Raw genomic sequence first — 20,879 nt, 5'->3', positions numbered from 1 at the left:
CCTTACATCTGGCAAGCTTACAGCATTTTTATTTTCTGCGTTTTCTAGCTTCCAATAATCGTTTCATCCGTTCCTCCTTATCCTCGGAAGAAACGCTCGGTGTAATGGTCTGTTTTTTCACTTTTTTGACTGGCGATTTATTAAATTTAAACTCATTCATGTTTTCCTGTACTCTTTTAGTCGTTTTAACCTGTACTTTCTCTTTTGCTTTGACCAGATGCTGGATGCCAGAAGTGTGATTAACAACTTCTTCTTTATACAGGTTTAATCTAATTTTGTTCATAATATGATAGAAAGGTTTTACACCAAATCTTCTTATCACGATCTCTAATACAAACAAAAGAAATGCCATGAATAGCAATAGCTGACTAATTGTTTGTGTTTGAGAAGATTTGTGATGGATAGGACGGAACGCTTCTTTTCCAAATGATAATTGTTTCCCTCCGGTGATGGAAGCAAGGTCTTTTAACAACAGTTGATTCGTTCCCTTCATCAAATATTCATCTGAATACGGTATAGAAAAACCAGTTTGAAATACGCGGTCATGTCCCTCATGGTTAGATTGCTTTACACGGAGAAAATACATCCCTGGTTTATTCGGAAAAATCATATCTGTTTTCCCCGGCGCCACAGACTTTACATTGGTATCCAATACTTTTCCATTTTGAGATACAATGGTTGCATCCATAGGTCTGAAGTTCCCCTCAGCTTCTGTTAGATGAATCACCGAATTGCCATCTTGATTTTCAATGGAATAATGATAGGGTTCTGAATCATATTGTGGGAGGGATTGGGCAACCATTTGGCTCAAGAATTTTGGCCAATCTGCCCATCTGCTAAAGTCCCCTGACCACTTACCTGTTACATCAGAGGTAAATGCAAATGTTGTCCCTAGTCCATATTGCCATTTGGCTAAAATCGGATCTTTCTTCTGACTTATGATGGGAAGCTGAGCCCGATTCTTGGGAGTTACGGCAATATAGGCATTCATTTTCGGGATCCCTTGTTGAAAAATTGCCGTCCAGTCAGGGTAGGCTTGTACAGTCGGATAAAACGGGGTGTCCTCTATATAGGTCCGTGTTGTCATTACCGTTTCCCGTGAAAGAATGCTTGGTATAACAGAAGCATCTATAACATCATAGTATCTGCCATTTCCATCAGTGGCAAGTTGTTCTAGCAAGTTGCGGTCTGCATCACTTCCCAATGCTACAGTCGAGAGGGTGATATTGTTATCTTTCCCACCTTCAATCAGGGTTTGATATTCTCCGCCCGTGGCAGACTGTCCATCCGTCAATAGAATGATATGTTTTCTTTGTAGCTTTAAATCCGCCAATTCCTCATAGGCTTTTGCTAATGCAGGATAAATATTCGTGCCGCCGCCGACTGTAACGGAACGAATCTTTTCAATCGCCTTACTTTTATTTTGAATCGGTTTGGTCTCAATAATGGTCCAAGGACGGTCATCAAAAGCAATAAATCCTAATGTATCTTGCTCCCTCAACAACTCTGCCGAACGGGCCGCTGCTTCTTTGGCTAATGTTAGTTTACTGCCGCCCATGCTGCCAGATCGATCGATTACAATGACCAAACCAAGTGATGGCATTTGTTTTTTCCCTTTTATATCCATATTAACTGGCAATAGTCTCTCAATAGGTGTTTTAAAATAGCCACCTAGACCAAAACTATCATCCCCACCTAGCATAACAAATCCGGTTCCGAATTCTTTGACTGCTTTTTCCATTAGATTCATTTGGGATCCACTGACTTTTGTTGCAGGGATATTATTAAAAATAATCGATTGATATTGTAAAAAGCCTTCTAGCGTTGTAGGTAACTTCTCCGGAACGAGCGAATCTACAATTAACCCTGAGTTCGTCAAAATTTCCGTTAAGGCGTCCTTTTGGTTCCCCTGAACTACCAGAATTTTCGGCGTCCCTTTCACTTTAGAAACAGCATTCAACGAGTTATTTTCAATAAATCTGTCATCGTCTACCTCAAGCTCTGCTTTATAAACCGCCATTCCTGGGGAAAGGGATTGATGAGTAAAGGTATATTGATTATTCCCTTCCTTAACATCTACCTTCTCAAGTAGTAAATCTTGATTATTCAATGAAATTCTAATGTTTGCGTTTTTTTCAACTGTACTGGAAATACTTACGTTAATTAGTGTATTCTCACCAACAAAACTAGTTGGAGGTACCTCCAGTTTCGTAATGGCCATATCATCCTCTGTTTTTAGAGGTAGCCGAACATAATCTAGCGATACATTTCGGTTCTGCAGCAATTTTGCAGCCTCTCTACTATTTCCTACTGTTTCATTCCCATCCGAAAGGAGAACAATCCGACCGCTTTCACCTTTTTGGAAAAGTGATGCGGCAAATTGAATTCCTTCTTCTAGGTTGGTTTCCCCTTTTTCTATTTTACTATTGAATTGAGTAATGACTCTTTTTCTATTAGTAAACGATTGTTCCATCGTTACGGAGTCCGCAAATGAAGCCACGGCAAATGTCTGATTCGCATTTTTGCCTTGAACACTTTCATCCAGCCACTTTAATAATGAATTTTCTGTTTGTTGATAGCTTGCGGAACGGTCAGCCAAAAATATCACTTTTTCTTGTTTTGCTGGGAGTAGCACCTGCGGAACCGTTAATGCAAAAATAATTAGTGAGAATAATAGTGTCCTAATCAGTCCAATCAACACACTCTCTGCACTTGGAACAGCCTTTGTTTGTTTAAAATAAAGAAATACAATATATAAAGCAGGGATTAATAAAATAAACAGAATAGGATATTTAAACTCTAAAGCCACGTCTGTATACCTCCCATTCTGTCATTAGGACAATGAAGCTTAGCAACGCTAACCAAAACCAAGAAAAATCATTTTTAGTTTCTTTCAATGAATTTTTTTTGGAATCTATTGGTTTTAGGGAAACGGATTTTGCATACTCTGGATGCTTTTCGCGATCATCTAACAGCACGGAAAAATAATATAATTGTTTTTTAGAAACAGCTTGGTAGATACCCGGTTTTAAGGGTGCTTTAAAATCTTTTTGGAGGATATCAATGGAATCCACACTATTCCCAGACTCATTAAAGACTTCAAGCTTGTCACTCCCCTGCTTTAATTGAAGCCATTTCTCCTCTCCAGGTTGGAAATATCCAAGGAAGTCAGTCTGCTTGGCAAGCCATTGATAGCTGTTATAAAGAAAGATTGGAAATCCTGGATGAAGCGGCCAATCTGAATCATTCAGTGAAAAATTCATTACGATTACCGGGTGACCATTTATCCCGCCTGTTTGTATTAAAGGGATATCGCCACTGGTCACCACATTTTCAAAATTACCTTTTAATGAAGGAACAGCTTGTTTAATATAAGTTTTCTCCATTTCTACATATTCTGTCAGCGGTGACTTCTTTGCTACTAATGGTGCTTTTACATCCACTTTGTTCACCCTGTTGTTCTTATTAAGTATAATAGCAGGCAGGTTGGGTAATTGATCCGGCTGAGTAGACTCGGCAACAAGAATGCCGCTTTTATGAAAACTAGATTTGTTCCATTCCGTTAATTGAATGGTCGGTATATTCAAAGTGTGCAAGCCTTTAATGAAAAACGGGTTTATATCTCCAAGTACATATACTGTGGGATTTTGTTCCGTAAAAACAGCTGTTTGTTGATTATCAACCTGATAGCTGTCGTCCACCTCCATACCAGCTTGATAAAATGGATACTCTGGTAAATTGGGCACATCGACCATGATTTGCTTACCTGGAGGGACTGTGATTTTTTTTTCAAATAATGAGGTTTCTTTATTTTTCACGTAAAAAGTAATTGGTTTAGATTGTTGACTTTGGTTTTCAATAACGGCCAATCCGGAAATTTGTTGATCATTTCGAGCTACTCCAAAAGAAAGAATTGAAATATTTTCTTTTTTACCTTGAATATTATGAATTTCGAAATTATTACTTTTAAAAATATCTGCCAACTCATCTTTTTTTACAGCATCTGAAAAGACATGAATGACCGTACGATCTTTTGAGACAAGTGAATCTGCAAGTTTCACGGCCTTCGTAAAGTCCTCATGCTCATAAGTAACTTTTAATGCTTGGATTCTTTTGCGAATGACCGATTCGTCTGTTTCTCCATTTAATAGGAGCTTTGGTTTCGCACCTGCTTGAATTAATGTTAGGTCCTGACCATTCATCTGTTCAGAAAGTTTCAGCATCTTCTCTTTTGATTGTTCGAAAATAGAACCATGTTCCCCTTCCGCAGACATCGAAGCTGATGTATCAACAATCCAAATAACGTGATCTCCTACCATTCCCTTTTGGACCCAGAATGGGCGGACTAAGGCAAACATTAATAAAGTTAAAGCAATAATTTGGAGCCAAAAAAGCATATTATGCTGCAGCTTTTTCAACCATGGGGAGGCCTCCCATTCATTCATGACCTGCTGCCACAGGAAATGAGCTGAAATAGTGGTCTCCATATATTGCTTACGAAAAAAATAAAGTAGGATTACTAGTGCAATCAAAACTAGTAGGAAAAAATAATAAGGACTAGCAAAACTCACTTCACATTCACCTCAAAACGCCTCTCACCCGGCAATCATGGAACAAAAATTCCTGAAGGTCCATCGAATCTGTTACAAATAAGTATGGAATTGCGAATCGTTTACACGTCTCCTCTAGGCTCTTGTTATGGGCTCGAAGTCGTTGTTTATAGCGCTCCAAAACGGATGCATGCAGACTTACATTAAGAGATTGGGCAGTTTCACTATCAATCAGCTTTAAGTCCCCGTTTAAGTCAGGTTCAATTTCTTGTTTACTCAATAACTGAATAAATTTCACTTCATGCTTTAACATAACGAGTGATTTTAATAGAGCCTCATATTTTACTGCTTCTTCTAATCCGTCCGTTATGATGATCGTTACTTGGATATTCCTAAGATTATGAGGCTTCAACAATTCAATAAAAGAACCGGTAGATTCCTGATGGGAAATCTGCATGATTTCCTTATAGACAGATTTACTGTAAATCGCTCCCTTTCGCGTAAATCCAATTGTGTCCCTTGCAGCTATGGGAAGAAAGGATAACCTATCCTCACCAGATAAAGTAATATAGCTAAATGCCGCCGCGAGTTCTTTGGCCCGTTGCCATTTTGAATCAATCACCTGCATGGACTGTGTTGCATCCAAGATAAGAGCAACATTTAATTCCTGTTCATCCAAGAAACGCTTGATATAATGCTTTTGAGTTCGTCCATAGACATTCCAATCTATTTGGCGTACATCATCACCCGGCTGGTACATTCGAAAATCAGAAAACTCCAATGACGCACCAAGCTGGTTCGAAGCCCTAGCACCTTTATACATCCCTCTTCTTCTTGTTTTAACAGCTAATCTCACTTTTTGTAGGCTGCCTATCACATTTCTTTTCATAGCTGTCATCTTCTGTTGCCTTCCTTGCAAACTTGTTCAAGTATTTCGGCAATAATGGTGTCTCGGGATATTCCATTTGCTTCTGCCTCAAAGTTTAAGAACAGCCGATGGCGCAAAACAGGAATCGCTGTTTTTTTCAAATCACCAATAGAAACATGGTATCTTCCTGAACATAATGCCCTTGTTTTTGCCATTTGAATTAAGCTTTGCATCCCCCTCGGACCACTGCCAAACTGGATATATTTTTTTACAAGCTCAGGTGCATGCTCTGAAACAGGGTGGGTGGCAGAAATAACTGATACAGCTAAATCCAGAATTTCTTCAGAAAGCAGAATTTCTTTTGATAGCTGTTGGATTTTTACAACATCTTCGATCCTCATCACCTTATTTAAAGAAGGAATCGTTACGCCAGTTGTTCTTAATGCAATTTCCTTTAATTCGGATTTAGATGGGTATTCAACATGGATTTTACTGATAAAGCGATCCATTTGAGCTTCAGGAAGCGGGTAGGTTCCTTCCAAATCAATTGGATTTTGGGTAGCTAACACAAAAAACGGCTTAGCTAACTTTTTAGTCGTTCCCATTATTGTGACAGTTTGTTCAGCCATTGCCTCTAACAGCGCACTTTGGGTTTTTGGAGTTGCACGGTTTATTTCGTCAGCAAGTATGATATTGGAAAAGATGGGACCCTCGTGAAACACAAATTCCTGTTTTCCATCCAAAGTAGGTTGAAGCAGCATGGTGCCGGTTATATCAGATGGCATCAAATCAGGGGTAAACTGGATTCGTGAAAATGATAAATCCAACGTTTCCGAAATTGATCTCACGAGCATCGTTTTCCCGAGGCCAGGAAGTCCTTCAAGTAAGGAATGTCCTCCGGAAAAGATACTCCAGAGAACCTGGTCAATGACTTCCTCCTGTCCCACGATGAATTTATTTATTTCTTCCTTAACATTTTTTAATTGTTCAGCAGCTGTAATAAATTGAGTTTCCTTTTCTTTTAATGTAGTCATCTAATCATTCTCCTTATTGGGATCAATCGTCGTAAAATAACTTTTTACGATTTCTTCTAAGTCGGACGGAAGTGTTACTCGGTCAGTACTATTCCAATATGTATCCATATATTGTCCATATACTTCCTGATAGGAGCGAATTTGTCCCCGCAAAACCGGTCCATTTCCTGAAAATTGCTGACTGGGACTGCCTTGACCAAGGTTCCCGGAATCGGTTTCTACGTTTGTTTTTCCACCCAAATTTTCCGGAACTGTCAGTAAGTCCCGTGATCCCATTCCCAATCCTGCCCCGGAACCGCTTCCGTTTCCTGATCCATTACCACTTCCACTTCCAGAGCCACTACCGCTTCCATTCCCTGCTCCACTTCCCGACCCATTTCCACTCCCTGAGGCGGTGGTTCCATTACTGTTATTCCCGGAATTACCTGATGATGTGGATTGATTCCCTGATTGATTATTATTGGTTGATTGATTTCCAGGTGATTTAACAGCCGTTTGGTTGGTGAGCCCGAGCTGATTCGTTAGCGATGCAGCACCTTGTTGTAAGGCCGATTGTGCTGCTGCTAAATCGTTAAGCTCTCCTTCTACTGACAATGCATCCTTTAATTGACCAGCCAACTCTTTTAGTTCTTTCTCTGTTAATGGCTTTTCTGTGCCGGTAAGTTTACTAAGAGCTGATTTTTGCTTTTCAGATAAGCGAGTGTTCTCATTATTTAAACGTTGCAGTTCCTTGGTAAGAGCATCTATGTCCTTTTGTTGCAAAGATTTTGCTAATTGGTTCAAGTCGCCATTCTTAAGTTGTTCTGTTAGTTGTTCTAATTTTTCTTGTTTTTTCTCCGCATTTATTGCTTTTAATTCGAGTTCTTTTTGCATCTTTTCAATTTCTCGCAATGCTTCTTTCGGGGTTTCTGCTTTGGCAAGTGCTTCCCTCATCTGCTCTAGCACTTCTTTTTTTGCTTTATTAGTTTCTTTTTTCTCCTGTTTTTCGATTGCCTTTTCTGCCTTTTTTAAAAGCTTTTGCTCACTTTTCCGTTGTTCGGCTGTTTCAACGGTTGAATTCGGATTTGTATATAATGTCAAAGCCAATATTGCTAATAAAAAAGCACTTAGCAGCCATTTTGGAAAAAATAGCTGCTTCTTTCTGTGTAGTACCCGCTCATGTTCTTTCTTCATTTTTGAAATTGTATCTATCAATTGTAATTGCTTTAATTCATCCTGTTCACCTAAAAATGATAGTGCTGTATTAACATGATCATCGGTCACAAAGTCGTTATAGACCTTCGCCGCATCTATCAATTGTGGTCGGTGGAACCACACGTAAACGATAACGGATAATAAGATTAATAGATCGACAGTTATGAGGATTTCACGGTAATTGGGAATCAACCAAATGCGTGCTGCTATCAAGAGCATGACAGAAAACCCCGTCGCCATCACAATGCCAATTTGCAAATTTCTGAGGAGTTTTTCTATCAAAAGCTGATGCTTAATCGGCAACAATAGTTTCATAAACTGTTTTTGATATTCCATTTCCTCAAATCCCTATCGTTTAACTTTCATACTTGGTCGAAGATTTTTAATACTAATTATGGTAATCACCAGAGTAATGACCCCAAATGAGAGGACATTTGCTGCCCATAATGGAAGGTCGGTCGAAATATTATCTGTTAGTTCACGGAATACAGTTGGCTCCAGAAAACTTAACATAATCATTACTGGATTAAGCATTGCAATTAAATACGAACCCATTCCGGGGTGAGAATTTCCATTCATTTGAGTAACGGACATAGATATTAAAAATAAAAATGCTGTGCCGGCCGTTAACAACAATGTCACTCCATAGGTGCAAATCATCGATATAATCGTTTTTCGAATCAACGTTGAAAAAAAGATACCAATACTGCCAAAAACAAGAATCGTAAAGGTATAATAAGCCAGATTGACTAATACTTGTATCGGTGAAATCCCTCCAAATAGGAAGACGATACAATAGACAGGCAAGCTTGCGACAATCATCAATAATAAATATGAAATCGAGGAAAGCAGCTTCCCAAGAATAATGCTGGTTGAACTTTGATTGGTCGTCAGTAAAATATTCAAGGTTTGTTTTTCTCTTTCTCCACTAATTACACCAGCGGTTAATCCTGGTGTGATAAACAAGATTAACCCTAATTGAATAAACGATAGTAAAATAAACATATTCCGGCTTTGATCCGGCCGAAAGAGACCCATCGGGGAATTTTGCCTTTCCAAATAGATGAATCCAATAATTAAGACAATCAAGGCAAGCAAATAAAAGGATATGCCCAAAATACTTTTTATGGAACGGAATCGTAATTTAAATTCTTTATTTAACACCGGATTCAATAAGACGTTTTTCATGGTTAATCCACCCCTTTCGTAATCTCCATAAAGATATCCTCAAGATTACCTTCAAGTTGCGACATACTGATAATCGGGACCTCATGTTGTAAAGCTTGTTTTAGGAGCAGGTATTGATCTTCATCCGTCCCTTTAAACAAAAATTGCAATGTTTGATTTTCTTCCACTTTAAGTTGACTGATTAACGGATTATCCTCAAAAAACTGTACCGCTTTTTCAATATCACGGTAAACCTTTACTATCATTACTTTTTCACCTTGTAGTCGCATTTGAATCTCAGAGACGGCTCCCTGGGCAACCAATTTCCCCTGGTCAATAATACCTATCACATCACACATCTCAGCCAGCTCAGGCAAAATATGAGAGGAAATCAAGATCGTTTTTCCCATTGTTTTTAGTTCCTTAAGGATTTCCCGCATTTCCACCCTGGCACGCGGGTCCAGACCAGAAGCCGGTTCATCAAGTATCAATACTTCCGGGTCGTGGATTAGTGATCTGGCTAAACAAAGTCTCTGTTTCATTCCCCTTGAAAGAACATCTACATAGTCATCCTGTTTATGGTTTAAATTGACTAACTCAAGTAGCTGTGGAATTAATTTCGCCCGCTCATTGGCTGTAATTCCATAACTGGCCCCATAAAAATCTAAATATTCTACGGCCTTTAGTTGATCATAGACACCGAAGAAGTCAGGCATATAGCCAATTTGATTCCTGACATCTTTCGATTCTTTAGAAATATTATAGCCGTTAATAAAGGCAGTTCCCGATGTGGGGGCTAAAAGCGTTGCCAATATGGAAAATGTAGTTGACTTCCCTGCACCATTTTGGCCAACAAACCCAAAAACGGTCCCTTTCTCAATCGAAAGATTTAGGGAATCAAGTGCAGTAAACTTTCCATATGTTTTGGTTAAATCAATGATTTCTATCATGGTTGGATTTCCCCCTTTACAATCACAGTCGGCAACGTCACAGTCGGATTACCTTGTCCGGTTTTTAGCAGTTTTATAGTAATAGTTCCTTGTGGGGATATATATTGATTAAGATTTTCCTTAAAAACTACTTTTGTATTATCTATTGGGATGAAATCCCCTGTTGTTTGGTTTAACAAGGAGAAGCTCACATTGCCTGACTTTGCATTGATGGCTAATTCCTTCAGCACTGCTTTTCCACCTAAAACCTGTTTCGGCAATTCCAGCACATAATCATATTCTCCATCATCCAACTCTACCTGTTTGGAAGGACCGCGATCATTAATGATACTGCCGCGAACGACATTTAAATGTGTATTGAACATTTCATTCTTAATCGTAAATGGACCTGAAAGCTTGGATTCAATATTTGCAGGCTGGCTGATTAAACTATAATTCGAATTGATCGACTGTTTACCGCTCAAGTTCACGTTTAGAATTTGATCTTTTGTATAACCCATTAGTATCGGTTGATTCTCTGTTTGAGCATTGTCGTATAAGTAATCAATAACAAGGGACTCCATTCTTTCTTTTTTCATCTTCATAATTTGTACTTTGGATGAAGGCGGCTGATAGTTATATCCGTAATTATAAGGAGCTGATAAATAGTCCTGTTTCAATTCTTTCTTTACGGTAATAGTTCCACCTTGCTTTAAAGAACCCAGATCTATTTTTTCTCCGCCTGACCAGAGAATTAGATCGTCAAAATCATAAGGAAATTTGTTGATAATTTCCCCTGACAATTGTTTTCCATCATAGGAAAGTTGTAAATCAAACTTCCCCTTTTCCTGTACAGTAGCTGATCCAATATAGGATCTTGTTGACCAATATTCGACATTTGGAAAGATGATTCCCTGTTTGCCAAGTTCCTGAATGGCTCTCTTATTCTCATTTTGATTGTAGGAAAAAGAAACCGGTGCTCCATTGAACTTCCCATTTCCATAGTCGATTTCATAGTCTCCACTCGTATTTGATAATAAAGTGATTGCCTTAATGCCTGTCAAATAACCATCCCCAGCAATATAGGCCTCCATTTGGTTCAACTGCGGTTTGCTGATTCGATCCTTTGCTCCAACTCCAAATATCCCCGCTGATGAAACGATTGAAACGACAGCTATCAGCCACCAGGCATGCTCGCGTTTATCCAGTTTCTTTAACAAGAAATATAGAAGCGGTGCGACGACCAATAGATAAAGGAATAGGATCAGAGCAATTTGTCCAATTGAGAATTGGGAAGATGGAAAATACTCGTTAACATCAGCAAATTCATTTGCCAACATCTCAAATACATTTTGGTATCCCTTTGCATTTTGATGTTGCACTATATTAGGCTGAACTATATTTGTTGAAAACCATTCCCCATAGCCTTTCCAAGACGATAACGGCTCATCACCGATAGAAAAGGCCGTTTGCCAAATTTCACCGGTTCCTAATTTTCTATTAATAACTAGCGGTTTATCGCCGATTTTCAACTCTGTCTTTGACTCTTTCGCCACCTCACCAATGAATACCGGTAACCTTGTAAAGGGTTTATCAACATTAGGGTTTGATGTAAAACTACTAGCTGCTTCAACCTGATCTTCTTGGTCCATCTTCATGGGAAGCATAGAGTAAATACTGCTATACGACTGGCTTGCACTCGGTGTCCCTCCGGCAATTAATATTCCTCCACTTTTCACCCAATCGATAATAGCTTCTCGCTGTAACTGTGTTAACTTCGATAGCTTGAATTCATCAATGATTAACAAATCCAATGCTTCCAATCCTAACTCGTTTTCCGGAAGATTGGTTTCGTTTAAAATAATCGTTTCATTCTGCACATTAGGAAGCACCTTTAACTCTTTTAATCGATCAGGACTATCACTTAACATACCAATAACTGTGCTTGCTAGATCAATAAATTTTGGCTTCAATGTTTTCGGCCCTATGTAATCAATTTCCTTGCCATTCTTCCAGCTTCCTTTATATAAGAAAATCGTCCGCTTATTTTGCCCGTTGTAGTAAAATTCCTCATTTGACCCCGGTAAAGTAATGGAATAAGTTTTTTTACTATCCTTCGGTAATTCAACAGGGACTACTTGAGAACCGCTGGAATTATAGGTGGGCGAAAATTGAAATAATAAGTCTCCGGAAAAATCCGCCCCGGTATTTTCAATGGTTACTTGGACTGGAAATCCTGCCCCAGTTTTAACCTTTCCATCAAAACCTTCATCAAGGGTTATTCTTATTTTTTCTGTGGCTGCATGGGCAGCCGGTATAAACAATCCTAGTAAAACAAAACTACTGATAAATATTAAAAAAAGTATTCTCTTTGCCACTCTTACCCCTCCTGTAAAAACCTATCCTTATATAGACGTTATAAAATAAAAAAACCCTTCAATATTTTTAAAAAACTTCCAATTGCCACATAAAAACCAATTATATAACTTATTTTCAATAAATTACCATAGTGTAATTTTACACTATACGATTAAAAATGCAATCTTTTTTTCCATAAAAAAACAGTATTAGGCTTTTTCCTAATACTGTGATTTCTTTATTCCTCTGATTTTTCAACCTGGTCGGCGAATAAACCATAAACATATTTTTCTGGATCAAATTCTTGTAGGTCATCCATTTTTTCACCTAGACCGACGAACTTCACCGGAATTTTCAACTCATTTCTGATCGCCAGCACGATTCCGCCTTTAGCCGTACCATCCAATTTTGATAGGACAATTCCAGTAACATTTGTTGCTTCTTTAAATGTTTTCGCTTGAACTAGGGCATTTTGACCGGTTGTAGCATCTAACACCAACAATACTTCATGTGGTGCACCAGGAACTTCTCGCTCTATCACCCGTTTTACTTTTTCAAGCTCCTTCATTAAGTTCACTTTATTTTGCAAACGACCGGCCGTGTCACAAATTAAAATATCTGCTTTCCGAGATTTTGCAGCCTGAATTGCATCATACATAACGGCAGCGGGATCGGAGCCTTCCCCTTGCTTAATCACTTCCACTCCAACTCGATCGCCCCAAACCTCAAGCTGTTCAATCGCTCCTGCACGGAAGGTATCACCTGCAGCGAGTAGCACATTTTTTCCTTCATTTTTAAACTTATGAGCCAGCTTACCAATTGTGGTTGTTTTTCCGACCCCATTAACACCAACAAATAAAATGACTGTCAAAGCGTCTTGCTGAATATTTAATGCGGATGACTGTTCTTCATCACCATTGTATATTTCCACGAGTTTTTCAGAAATAACACTTTGCATATCCCGTGGGTCCTGAATATTGCGACGTTTAACTTCCATTTTCAATTCATCAATTAATTTCATTACAGTGTCAAAGCCTACATCGGCTTGAATAAGGATTTCTTCAAGCTCCTCAAAAAATTCCTCATCCACTTTTCGGTAGCGTGCAATTAAATCATTGACCTTACCGGAAAAATTATCTCTTGTTTTCGTTAGTCCTTCTTTAAACTTTTCAGTTACAGTATCTGCTTGTTTCGTAATTTTCTCTTTTAATTTCTTAAAAAAGCTCATCGTTTCACTTCCTTTAATTATAATTCTACCAGTTCTTTAGTATCCTCTAAGCGAACCGATACAAGCTTGGACACACCTGATTCTTGCATCGTCACCCCGTAAAGGACATCAGCACCCTCCATGGTCCCTTTCCGATGGGTTATGACGATAAATTGCGTCCCTGAACTATAGCGTTTCAAATATTGACTAAATCGATGAACATTTGCCTCATCAAGGGCAGCTTCCACCTCATCTAAAATACAAAATGGAACAGGACGTACCTTTAATATGGAAAATAACAGGGCAATAGCTGTTAATGCACGCTCGCCACCTGATAACAGTCCAAGGTTTTGAAGCTTCTTCCCTGGTGGCTGGGCAACAATTTCTACGCCGGTATTTAACAAGTCTTCCGGATTTGTTAAAATTAAATCCGCTCGCCCGCCTCCAAAAAGAGCACGGAACACAGGTTCAAAGTGTTCACGAATTCCCACAAAGGTATGTTCGAAACGTTTTTTCATTTCCTCATCCATCTCTTTTATGACTTGAAAAAGTGTATCCTTTGCTTCTTGCAAATCCTGTTTCTGTTCATTTAAAAATTCATAGCGTTCCGAAACCCGTTCATACTCTTCAATTGCGCCTAAATTGACATTGCCCAACTCATCGATTGCCAGCTTGATCAACTTCACCTTTTTTCTAGCTTCTTCAGCTGGAACGGTCAATGGGAATTGTTCCTTTGCCCCTTCAAACGACAATAAATATTCTTCCCGTAGATGAGTAAGCCTATTTTCAAGCTCCACATCTAAACGGTTCATTTTTACTTCTTCATCTTTCACGATTACGATTAAACCTTTATGAACTCTTTTTAGCTCTTTTGCATCCATTTCCAGGTTGTCCAATGCATCTTGAATGCTGAGTCTCTCTTCTCTCCGGGAACTAATGAGGTTCAAGGTTGCTTCTTTATCCTGATGTTTTCTTTTGGCTGCTTCCTCTAGCTGCACCTCTCCAGTGGAACTGTCTGTCATTTCCGCTGTTAACAGAGTAAGATCTTCTTTTAATATTTCTAGTTTTTGTTCACTTTCTGCTAATTCCCGAATATTAATCGCCAAACGTTCTTTTGCATTTAGAAATTGTTCATTTTTGGAAGCATGAGCAATCTTCAATTCGTTGATTTCTGTTGTGAGAACGTCCTTAGAGGTCAAGTCCTTTGTCTTTTGATCTGTCAGATGGGCAATCTTTCCATCCATTTCCATAATGGTACCTTTATAGTCCTCAAGTGCCTTTATGACTTCTACTTTTCTTGCAGACAAGGTTTCCTGTTCACTCATGATTTGATTTTTTTCTAAATCATAAATCTCTAAGCGTTCATTTATATTTTTTTCTTCGAGCTCTGCTTCACGAAGTTTCCCCTTAATGGATTGCTCGGTTAGCCTCAGCTCTTCGCCCTCTTTTCGCTTGTCCTCAAGTTTTGATTCAGTTTCTAGTACTTCTTCCTTTAATTCCTTAACAAAGCGCTCTAATTCTGCTGTTTTACCTTCCATAATGACCAGTTTTTCTTTTAAATCTTCAAGCTCTGTTTTTCTCGATAATAGTGACGAGGACTTTTGTTTTACAGCTCCTCCGGTCATCGAGCCTCCCGGGTTTACCACATCACCGTCTAGGGTGACAATTCTGACCCGGTATTGAAGGATTTTAGCTAGTTCATTGGCCCCTTTTAACTCTTTTGCGATTACAACACTTCCTAATAGATTGTACATGACCTCAGAGTATTTTGAATCAAATTGAACAAGGCTGACGGCAGTTCCAATAAAGGCTGGATGTTGTCCAATGGACATAAGTTGAGCAGAAGAAAGTGTTCTTCCTTGCATGACACTTAACGGCAAGAAAGTGGCTCGGCCATATGAATGTTGCTTTAAAAATTGAATCGCCATTCGCCCATGTTCTTCTGTTTCTACAACAATATGCTGGAGGGCCCCACCAAAGGCAATTTCAATTGCTGTTTCATATTCTTTAGGAACAGTCACCAGTTCGGCAACGGCCCCTTCTATTCCTCTTAATTTAGAACCACGAGCCTTTAATACTTCTTTAACTCCCTGATAAAAGCCGGCAAAGTCCTCTTCCATATCCTCTAGCATTTCTTTTTTAGACTTTGCCTGCTGCAATAATTGATAGGCCTGATATAATGTTTTTTCTTGCTTTTGGTATTGGTTTTTAACAGTTTCTAGTTTATGTTGCTGCTCGCGGTAAGACCCAACCTGGCTGGAAAGCTCCTGTTGAATTGTTTCAAGAGAACTTTCGATTTCAAGTCGTTTCTTATGAGCTTGCTGCCGCTCCTGAAGATATTTTTCATTTTCTCCATCAAGACGAGTACTTTTTCGTTCCTGCTGCTGCAGTTGCTCATCAATATATTTTAATTCATTTTTTGCTCCAGCCTGCTCATTCAATATTTCAATGTACTCGCTTTTTAAGCTCTCGATTTTATCCTCGAGATTTTCAGTAAACAGCGACAATTTCTCTTGCTTTTCTTTTAACTGTAACTGTAATTCTTTTACTTGGCTGCTTAAGATCTCGACTGCAGTTTCTTGTTGATGACGATTGCTTACCAACAGGTTTACTTTATCGGTCAATTCAGCAATATTTTGGATTAATTGATCCTTATTCTGGGAAGCATTCTTCTTTCTTTCCTTTAGAACTTCCTTTCTTCCCTCGAGCTTCTCTAATTCTTCGCTTGCATGTAAGAGGACATTTTGTAAATCGGAGATGGATTCATCCAACGCGGAGATTTGATCCCTCATTTCAACGATCTTTGCTTCCTTTAGTTGAATCTCTGTTGAAAGCTTTAACTCCTGCTGTTGATGATCATGGAGCTGTTCCTTAAGACTCTCCCATTTCTGATGCAGGTCTTCAATCTCATAAACCGTTAAGGCCACTTCAAATTTTTCAAGTTCCGCCTTTTTTTCCAAATAATCCTTTGCCATTGAAGCCTGCATTTTTAATGGTTCCACCTGAACCTCAAGCTCATGAAGAATATCATAAACCCGATTAAGGTTGTCCTGTGTCTCTTCTAATTTGCCTTCTGCTTTTTTCTTCCGGTTTTTATATTTTAATACGCCAGCTGCTTCTTCAAAAATTACACGGCGATCCTCTGCTTTACTGTTTAAGATCTCCTCAACCTTCCCTTGGCTGATGATTGAAAAAGCTTCCCTTCCGAGACCGGAGTCCATAAATAAATCGATAATATCTTTCAAGCGACAAGACTGTTTATTAATATAAAATTCACTGTCCCCAGAACGAGATACCCTCCTGGTTACACTGACTTCATTATAATCAATTGGTATCCCTTGATCCTGATTGTCCAAGGTTAAAGTTACTTCAGCAATATTTAGAGCTTTTCGGGTATCACTGCCTGCAAATATGATGTCCTCCATTTTGCTGCCTCTCAGTGATTTTGCTGATTGTTCTCCTAGAACCCAGCGAATGGCATCCGTAATGTTACTTTTCCCACTCCCGTTTGGCCCAACTACTGCCGTTATTCCCTGGACAAAGTCTACTCCAATCCGGTCAGCAAAGGATTTAAAACCAATAACGTCCAACCGTTTTAAAAACATTCCTTAATCCTCCCTAAAATGCCCGGGATTTCTCCTTCGTCATTTGTCAAATCTAAGTTGTTTTCGCTTTCAGAAATTCTAATGCTTTTTGTGCAGCATGTTGCTCTGCTTCCTTCTTTGATCGTCCTGTTCCCACTCCAAGTTCTTCTCCGCTCAGTGTTACTTTTGAAACGAACTCTTTATTGTGGGCTGGACCCTTTTCTTGAAGAACACGATATTCAATTACACCCGACCCATCCCTTTGAACGAGCTCTTGTAATTGACTTTTAAAATCCATCACATGAGAAAAAGCACCGGCGCTAATTTTAGGAAAAACAATCTGTTCAAGAAACTCGATTACTTTATCAATCCCTTGATCTAAATAGAGAGATCCAATGAAAGCTTCAAATACATCTGCTAATAATGCAGGACGTTCTCGGCCTCCAGTCATTTCTTCACCTTTACCGAGTAGAATTAACTTGCCAAACCCTAATTCATTGGCAAAAGAAACTAATGATGGCTCACAAACGATGGCAGCTCTTAGTTTCGTTAGTTCCCCTTCTGACATGGATGAATATCTTTTGAACAGGAATTGTGAAATGGTTAATTCGAGAACAGCATCTCCTAAAAACTCAAGCCTTTCATTATCTTCAAAAGGCTTTCTTCGATGCTCATTCACATAGGATGAATGAGTAAAAGCTTGTTTTAATAATTTTTCATTTTCAAAAAAGAATCCAAGTGAATGTTGTAATTCTTTAAATTGGTTTTCTTTTGTGCGCGTATTTAAATCCTTTTCTTTCCCGTTTCTGCGCATGTAATTTCTCCACCTTGCATTTAATTTACGATCAGCCTATAGTTAGTTTAATCAATCCCAATGAAAAAACAAAGAACTTGGTTATTTGGCCGCCAAGTTCTATTCTACAGAATAAAGCTCCGTTTGAAAACGGAGCTTAATGAATATTATCCAACGGGATCACTATTTACTATTTATGTAGCTAACAGCATCACCAACAGTGCCGATTTTTTCAGCATCCTCGTCAGAAATTTCCATATCGAATTCATCTTCTAATTCCATAACTAGTTCTACTACGTCAAGGGAATCAGCGCCAAGATCATCTTTAAACGAAGCTTCAAGAGTAACTTGTGACTCATCTACTCCTAAACGGTCTACGATGATTCTTGTTACACGTTCTAATACATCTGCCATGCTTGTTCACCTCCCCTCAAGCTATTATAGTGTATTTCTTTCAAATAATAAATGAAAGAATAAATTTTTTTACATTACCATGCCGCCATCAACGTGGAAGGTTTGACCAGTGATATAAGAAGAATCCTCTGAAGCCAAGAAGGCAGTTATTTTTGCAATATCCTTAGGCTCCCCTAAGCGTGACAATGGAATTTGCTTCAGCATTTCTGCTTTAACATCTTCTGGTAGCTTTTCTGTCATGTCTGTTGTAATAAATCCAGGAGCAATCGCATTAACGGTAATATTACGTGATGCTAATTCTTTCGCTGTTGTTTTAGTTAGACCAATGACCCCAGCCTTCGCTGCGACGTAGTTGGCCTGTCCAGGGTTGCCGCTGACACCGACGATTGATGCAATATTAATGATCCGCCCATGGCGCTGCTTCATCATTTGTCTTGTTACTGCTTTTGTTACCAAAAACACACCTTTTAGGTTGATATTTATGACATCATCCCATTCTTCTTCTTTCATTCTCATAAGAAGATTATCCCTAGTGATTCCTGCATTATTAATTAGAATATCCAGTCTGCCAAATTGGTCGATTGTAGCTTTCACCATTTCAGCTACTTCTTCCGCCTCTGCAACATTACATTTTACTGCAAAAGCCTCTTTTCCCATTGCCTTAATCTCATCAACAACTTCATTGGATTTTGCTTCACTTCCGGAATAGTTTACAGCAACATTGGCACCAAGTCTGGCTAATTCCAAAGCGATCTCTCGGCCGATTCCTCTGGATGCACCTGTTACCAGTGCAATTTTCCCATCTAGGTTCATCTTAGTTCCTCCTTAAGTGCCTCTATTACAGCGTTCGCACTCTCTTCATCAAATACGGAATGAATTTTAACTGACTTGTCAATTTTTTTAATCAAGCCAGACAATACTTTTCCCGGCCCAATTTCAATAAAGGTATCAACACCTAAGGCAATCATTTTCTGAACGGAATCCTCCCATAATACTGGGGAATACAGTTGTTCAATGAGTTTATCCTTTATTTCTTCAGCAGAACTTACCGGTTCAGCAGAAACATTCACAACGACTGGAACCTCGGCATTTTTCATTTCTAGATTATCCAAGACCTCGCGTAATTGACCGGAAGCTGGTTCCATTAATGGAGAATGAAATGGACCGCTAACCTCTAATGGCAGAACTCTTTTGGCACCGGCTTCTTTCGCCTTTATACCAGCAAGCTCAACTCCTTGCTTAGAACCAGAAATTACAATTTGTCCTGGGCAATTCAAATTTGCAAGTGATACTGAAGCTCCGGATTCGGTAACTTCTTTTGTTACAGCAGCCAATTTATCCCGGTCCAACCCTAATACGGCGGACATAGCACCTTCACCATTCGGTACAGCATGCTCCATGAATTCACCACGTTTTCTCACCGCATAAACGCCTTCTTCAAAAGAAAGAACACCAGCAGCGACAAGTGCTGTATATTCACCCAGACTATGTCCTGCAACATAATCCGGCTTAACCCCCGATTTTTCAAAAAAGCTTAACATCGCAATGCTCGTTGTTAAAAGGGCCGGTTGAGTGTTATAGGTAATGGTTAACTCTTCCTTCGGTCCTTCAAAAATAAGGTTGCTTAAGGAATAACCTAATTTATCATCGGCCTTATTAAAATATTCCATGACTTCAGGATACTGTTGGGCTAGGTCTTTACCCATTCCTACTGCTTGAGAACCTTGTCCTGGAAATACAAATGCTAGTTTACTCATATGATCACTCCTTTTACCCGTCAATTTTTTACTTTATTTTCTTCAACCGCTTGTTTGATAAGAGTTACAACATCATTTGAAACCATTTCTCTCGTTTGCTTTACAGCACTAAAAATAGCTTGAGCATTAGAAGAACCGTGTGCCTTGATAACCGGAGCATTCAAACCAAAAAGTGCAGCCCCGCCGTACTCGGAATAATCCATTGTCTCTTTTAGTTGTTTTAAATTAGGTTTCAAGACAGCAGCCGCTACTTTACTTGTAAAACTGCTCATTAAGGCTGTCTTAAGCATTTTAAACATTGAGAGCGCGGTACCTTCAATTGTCTTTAGGACCATATTGCCGGTAAAACCATCGGTAACTACCACATCGGCAACCCCATCAAGTAAATCGCGGGCCTCAACATTTCCAACAAAATGGAGGTTTGTTTCCTTTAAGAAACCAAAAGCATGTTTTGTCAGTTCATTTCCCTTTTTCTCTTCTGTTCCAATATTAAGTAGTCCAATCCGAGGCTTGGAAATTCCTCTAACTTTTTGACTATAGATTGACCCCATCATGGCATATTGCTGCAAATGTTCTGGCTTAGCATCAGCATTTGCCCCAACATCCAGCAATAGAAATCCTTCTCCGCCAATAGTTGGCAGTGTCGGAGCTAATGCAGGACGGTCAATTCCTTCAATTCTTCCAACCACAAATAATCCAGCTGCCATTAGAGCTCCTGTATTTCCCGCAGATATACAAGCATCTGCCTGTCCATCTGCTACCTGCTGGGCAGCAAGCACCATAGATGCTGTTTTCTTGCGGCGCACGGCACGAACAGGTTCATCTGTTCCAAGAATGACTTCTGTTGTATGTAAAATGGATATTCTATCTTGATTGGTCATGTATTTTTTTATTTTAGTTTCGTCACCCACAAGGGTAATATGTAAATCTGAAAAGGTTTGAACGGCCTTGATTGCACCCAAAACGATTTCCTTTGGAGCATGATCGCCGCCCATAGCATCGATTGCAATTTTCATCTGTCTCA

The 20,879-nt window shown here is 39.1% G+C and carries 15 protein-coding genes; all 15 read right to left on the bottom strand.

Annotation, left to right across the window (positions count from 1 at the left end):
• Window positions 1-28: 28 nt before the first annotated feature.
• Window positions 29-2,809 carry a VWA domain-containing protein gene (locus ACI3K6_RS06910; protein ID WP_435554234.1) on the bottom strand — a complete coding sequence of 927 codons (2,781 nt, stop codon included), beginning with the start codon at window positions 2,807-2,809 and terminating at the stop codon, window positions 29-31.
• Window positions 2,793-4,571: a vWA domain-containing protein gene (locus tag ACI3K6_RS06905; RefSeq protein ID WP_435554233.1), complete on the bottom strand. Its 1,779-nt coding sequence runs from the start codon at window positions 4,569-4,571 to the stop codon at window positions 2,793-2,795. The genes ACI3K6_RS06910 and ACI3K6_RS06905 overlap by 17 nt, the downstream gene beginning before the upstream one ends.
• Before the next feature lie 7 nt (window positions 4,572-4,578).
• The gene (locus ACI3K6_RS06900) at window positions 4,579-5,448 is read right to left on the bottom strand and encodes a DUF58 domain-containing protein (protein WP_435554232.1); all 870 of its coding nucleotides are present in this window, start codon (window positions 5,446-5,448) and stop codon (window positions 4,579-4,581) included.
• On the bottom strand, window positions 5,445-6,452 hold the full coding sequence (locus ACI3K6_RS06895) for an AAA family ATPase (RefSeq protein WP_335475632.1): 1,008 nt from the start codon (window positions 6,450-6,452) through the stop codon (window positions 5,445-5,447). Before ACI3K6_RS06895 ends, ACI3K6_RS06900 begins: the two co-directional genes overlap by 4 nt.
• Window positions 6,453-7,982: a hypothetical protein gene (locus ACI3K6_RS06890; RefSeq protein ID WP_435554231.1), complete on the bottom strand. Its 1,530-nt coding sequence runs from the start codon at window positions 7,980-7,982 to the stop codon at window positions 6,453-6,455.
• Between the two features lie 12 nt (window positions 7,983-7,994).
• The gene (locus ACI3K6_RS06885; protein ID WP_435554230.1) at window positions 7,995-8,834 is read right to left on the bottom strand and encodes an ABC transporter permease; all 840 of its coding nucleotides are present in this window, start codon (window positions 8,832-8,834) and stop codon (window positions 7,995-7,997) included.
• Between the two features lie 2 nt (window positions 8,835-8,836).
• The gene (locus ACI3K6_RS06880; protein WP_435554229.1) at window positions 8,837-9,763 is read right to left on the bottom strand and encodes an ABC transporter ATP-binding protein; all 927 of its coding nucleotides are present in this window, start codon (window positions 9,761-9,763) and stop codon (window positions 8,837-8,839) included.
• A complete protein-coding gene (locus ACI3K6_RS06875) occupies window positions 9,760-12,120 on the bottom strand; it encodes a hypothetical protein (RefSeq protein ID WP_435554228.1) in 2,361 nt (786 codons plus the stop codon). The genes ACI3K6_RS06880 and ACI3K6_RS06875 overlap by 4 nt, the downstream gene beginning before the upstream one ends.
• A gap of 218 nt (window positions 12,121-12,338) precedes the next feature.
• Entirely contained in the window at window positions 12,339-13,328 is a 990-nt protein-coding gene (ftsY, locus tag ACI3K6_RS06870) for a signal recognition particle-docking protein FtsY (protein WP_435554227.1), read from the bottom strand.
• 17 nt (window positions 13,329-13,345) lie between these two features.
• A complete protein-coding gene (gene smc / locus ACI3K6_RS06865) occupies window positions 13,346-16,912 on the bottom strand; it encodes a chromosome segregation protein SMC (protein WP_435554226.1) in 3,567 nt (1,188 codons plus the stop codon).
• Between the two features lie 52 nt (window positions 16,913-16,964).
• On the bottom strand, window positions 16,965-17,705 hold the full coding sequence (gene rnc / locus ACI3K6_RS06860) for a ribonuclease III (protein WP_435554225.1): 741 nt from the start codon (window positions 17,703-17,705) through the stop codon (window positions 16,965-16,967).
• 162 nt (window positions 17,706-17,867) lie between these two features.
• Complete coding sequence (locus tag ACI3K6_RS06855) at window positions 17,868-18,098, bottom strand: acyl carrier protein (protein ID WP_335475363.1); 231 nt, start codon at window positions 18,096-18,098, stop codon at window positions 17,868-17,870.
• Between the two features lie 69 nt (window positions 18,099-18,167).
• Window positions 18,168-18,911 carry a 3-oxoacyl-[acyl-carrier-protein] reductase gene (fabG, locus tag ACI3K6_RS06850; protein ID WP_435554224.1) on the bottom strand — a complete coding sequence of 248 codons (744 nt, stop codon included), beginning with the start codon at window positions 18,909-18,911 and terminating at the stop codon, window positions 18,168-18,170.
• Window positions 18,908-19,855: an ACP S-malonyltransferase gene (gene fabD / locus ACI3K6_RS06845; protein WP_435554223.1), complete on the bottom strand. Its 948-nt coding sequence runs from the start codon at window positions 19,853-19,855 to the stop codon at window positions 18,908-18,910. Before fabD ends, fabG begins: the two co-directional genes overlap by 4 nt.
• A gap of 20 nt (window positions 19,856-19,875) precedes the next feature.
• Window positions 19,876-20,871 carry a phosphate acyltransferase PlsX gene (plsX, locus tag ACI3K6_RS06840; RefSeq protein WP_435554222.1) on the bottom strand — a complete coding sequence of 332 codons (996 nt, stop codon included), beginning with the start codon at window positions 20,869-20,871 and terminating at the stop codon, window positions 19,876-19,878.
• Window positions 20,872-20,879 lie beyond the last annotated feature (8 nt).

This window comes from Neobacillus solisequens, assembly GCF_051233465.1.
Taxonomy (GTDB): Bacteria; Bacillota; Bacilli; order Bacillales; family Cytobacillaceae; genus Neobacillus.
The sequence above is the reverse complement of the archived record's forward strand: the minus strand, read 5'-3'. Positions and strand labels throughout refer to the sequence as shown.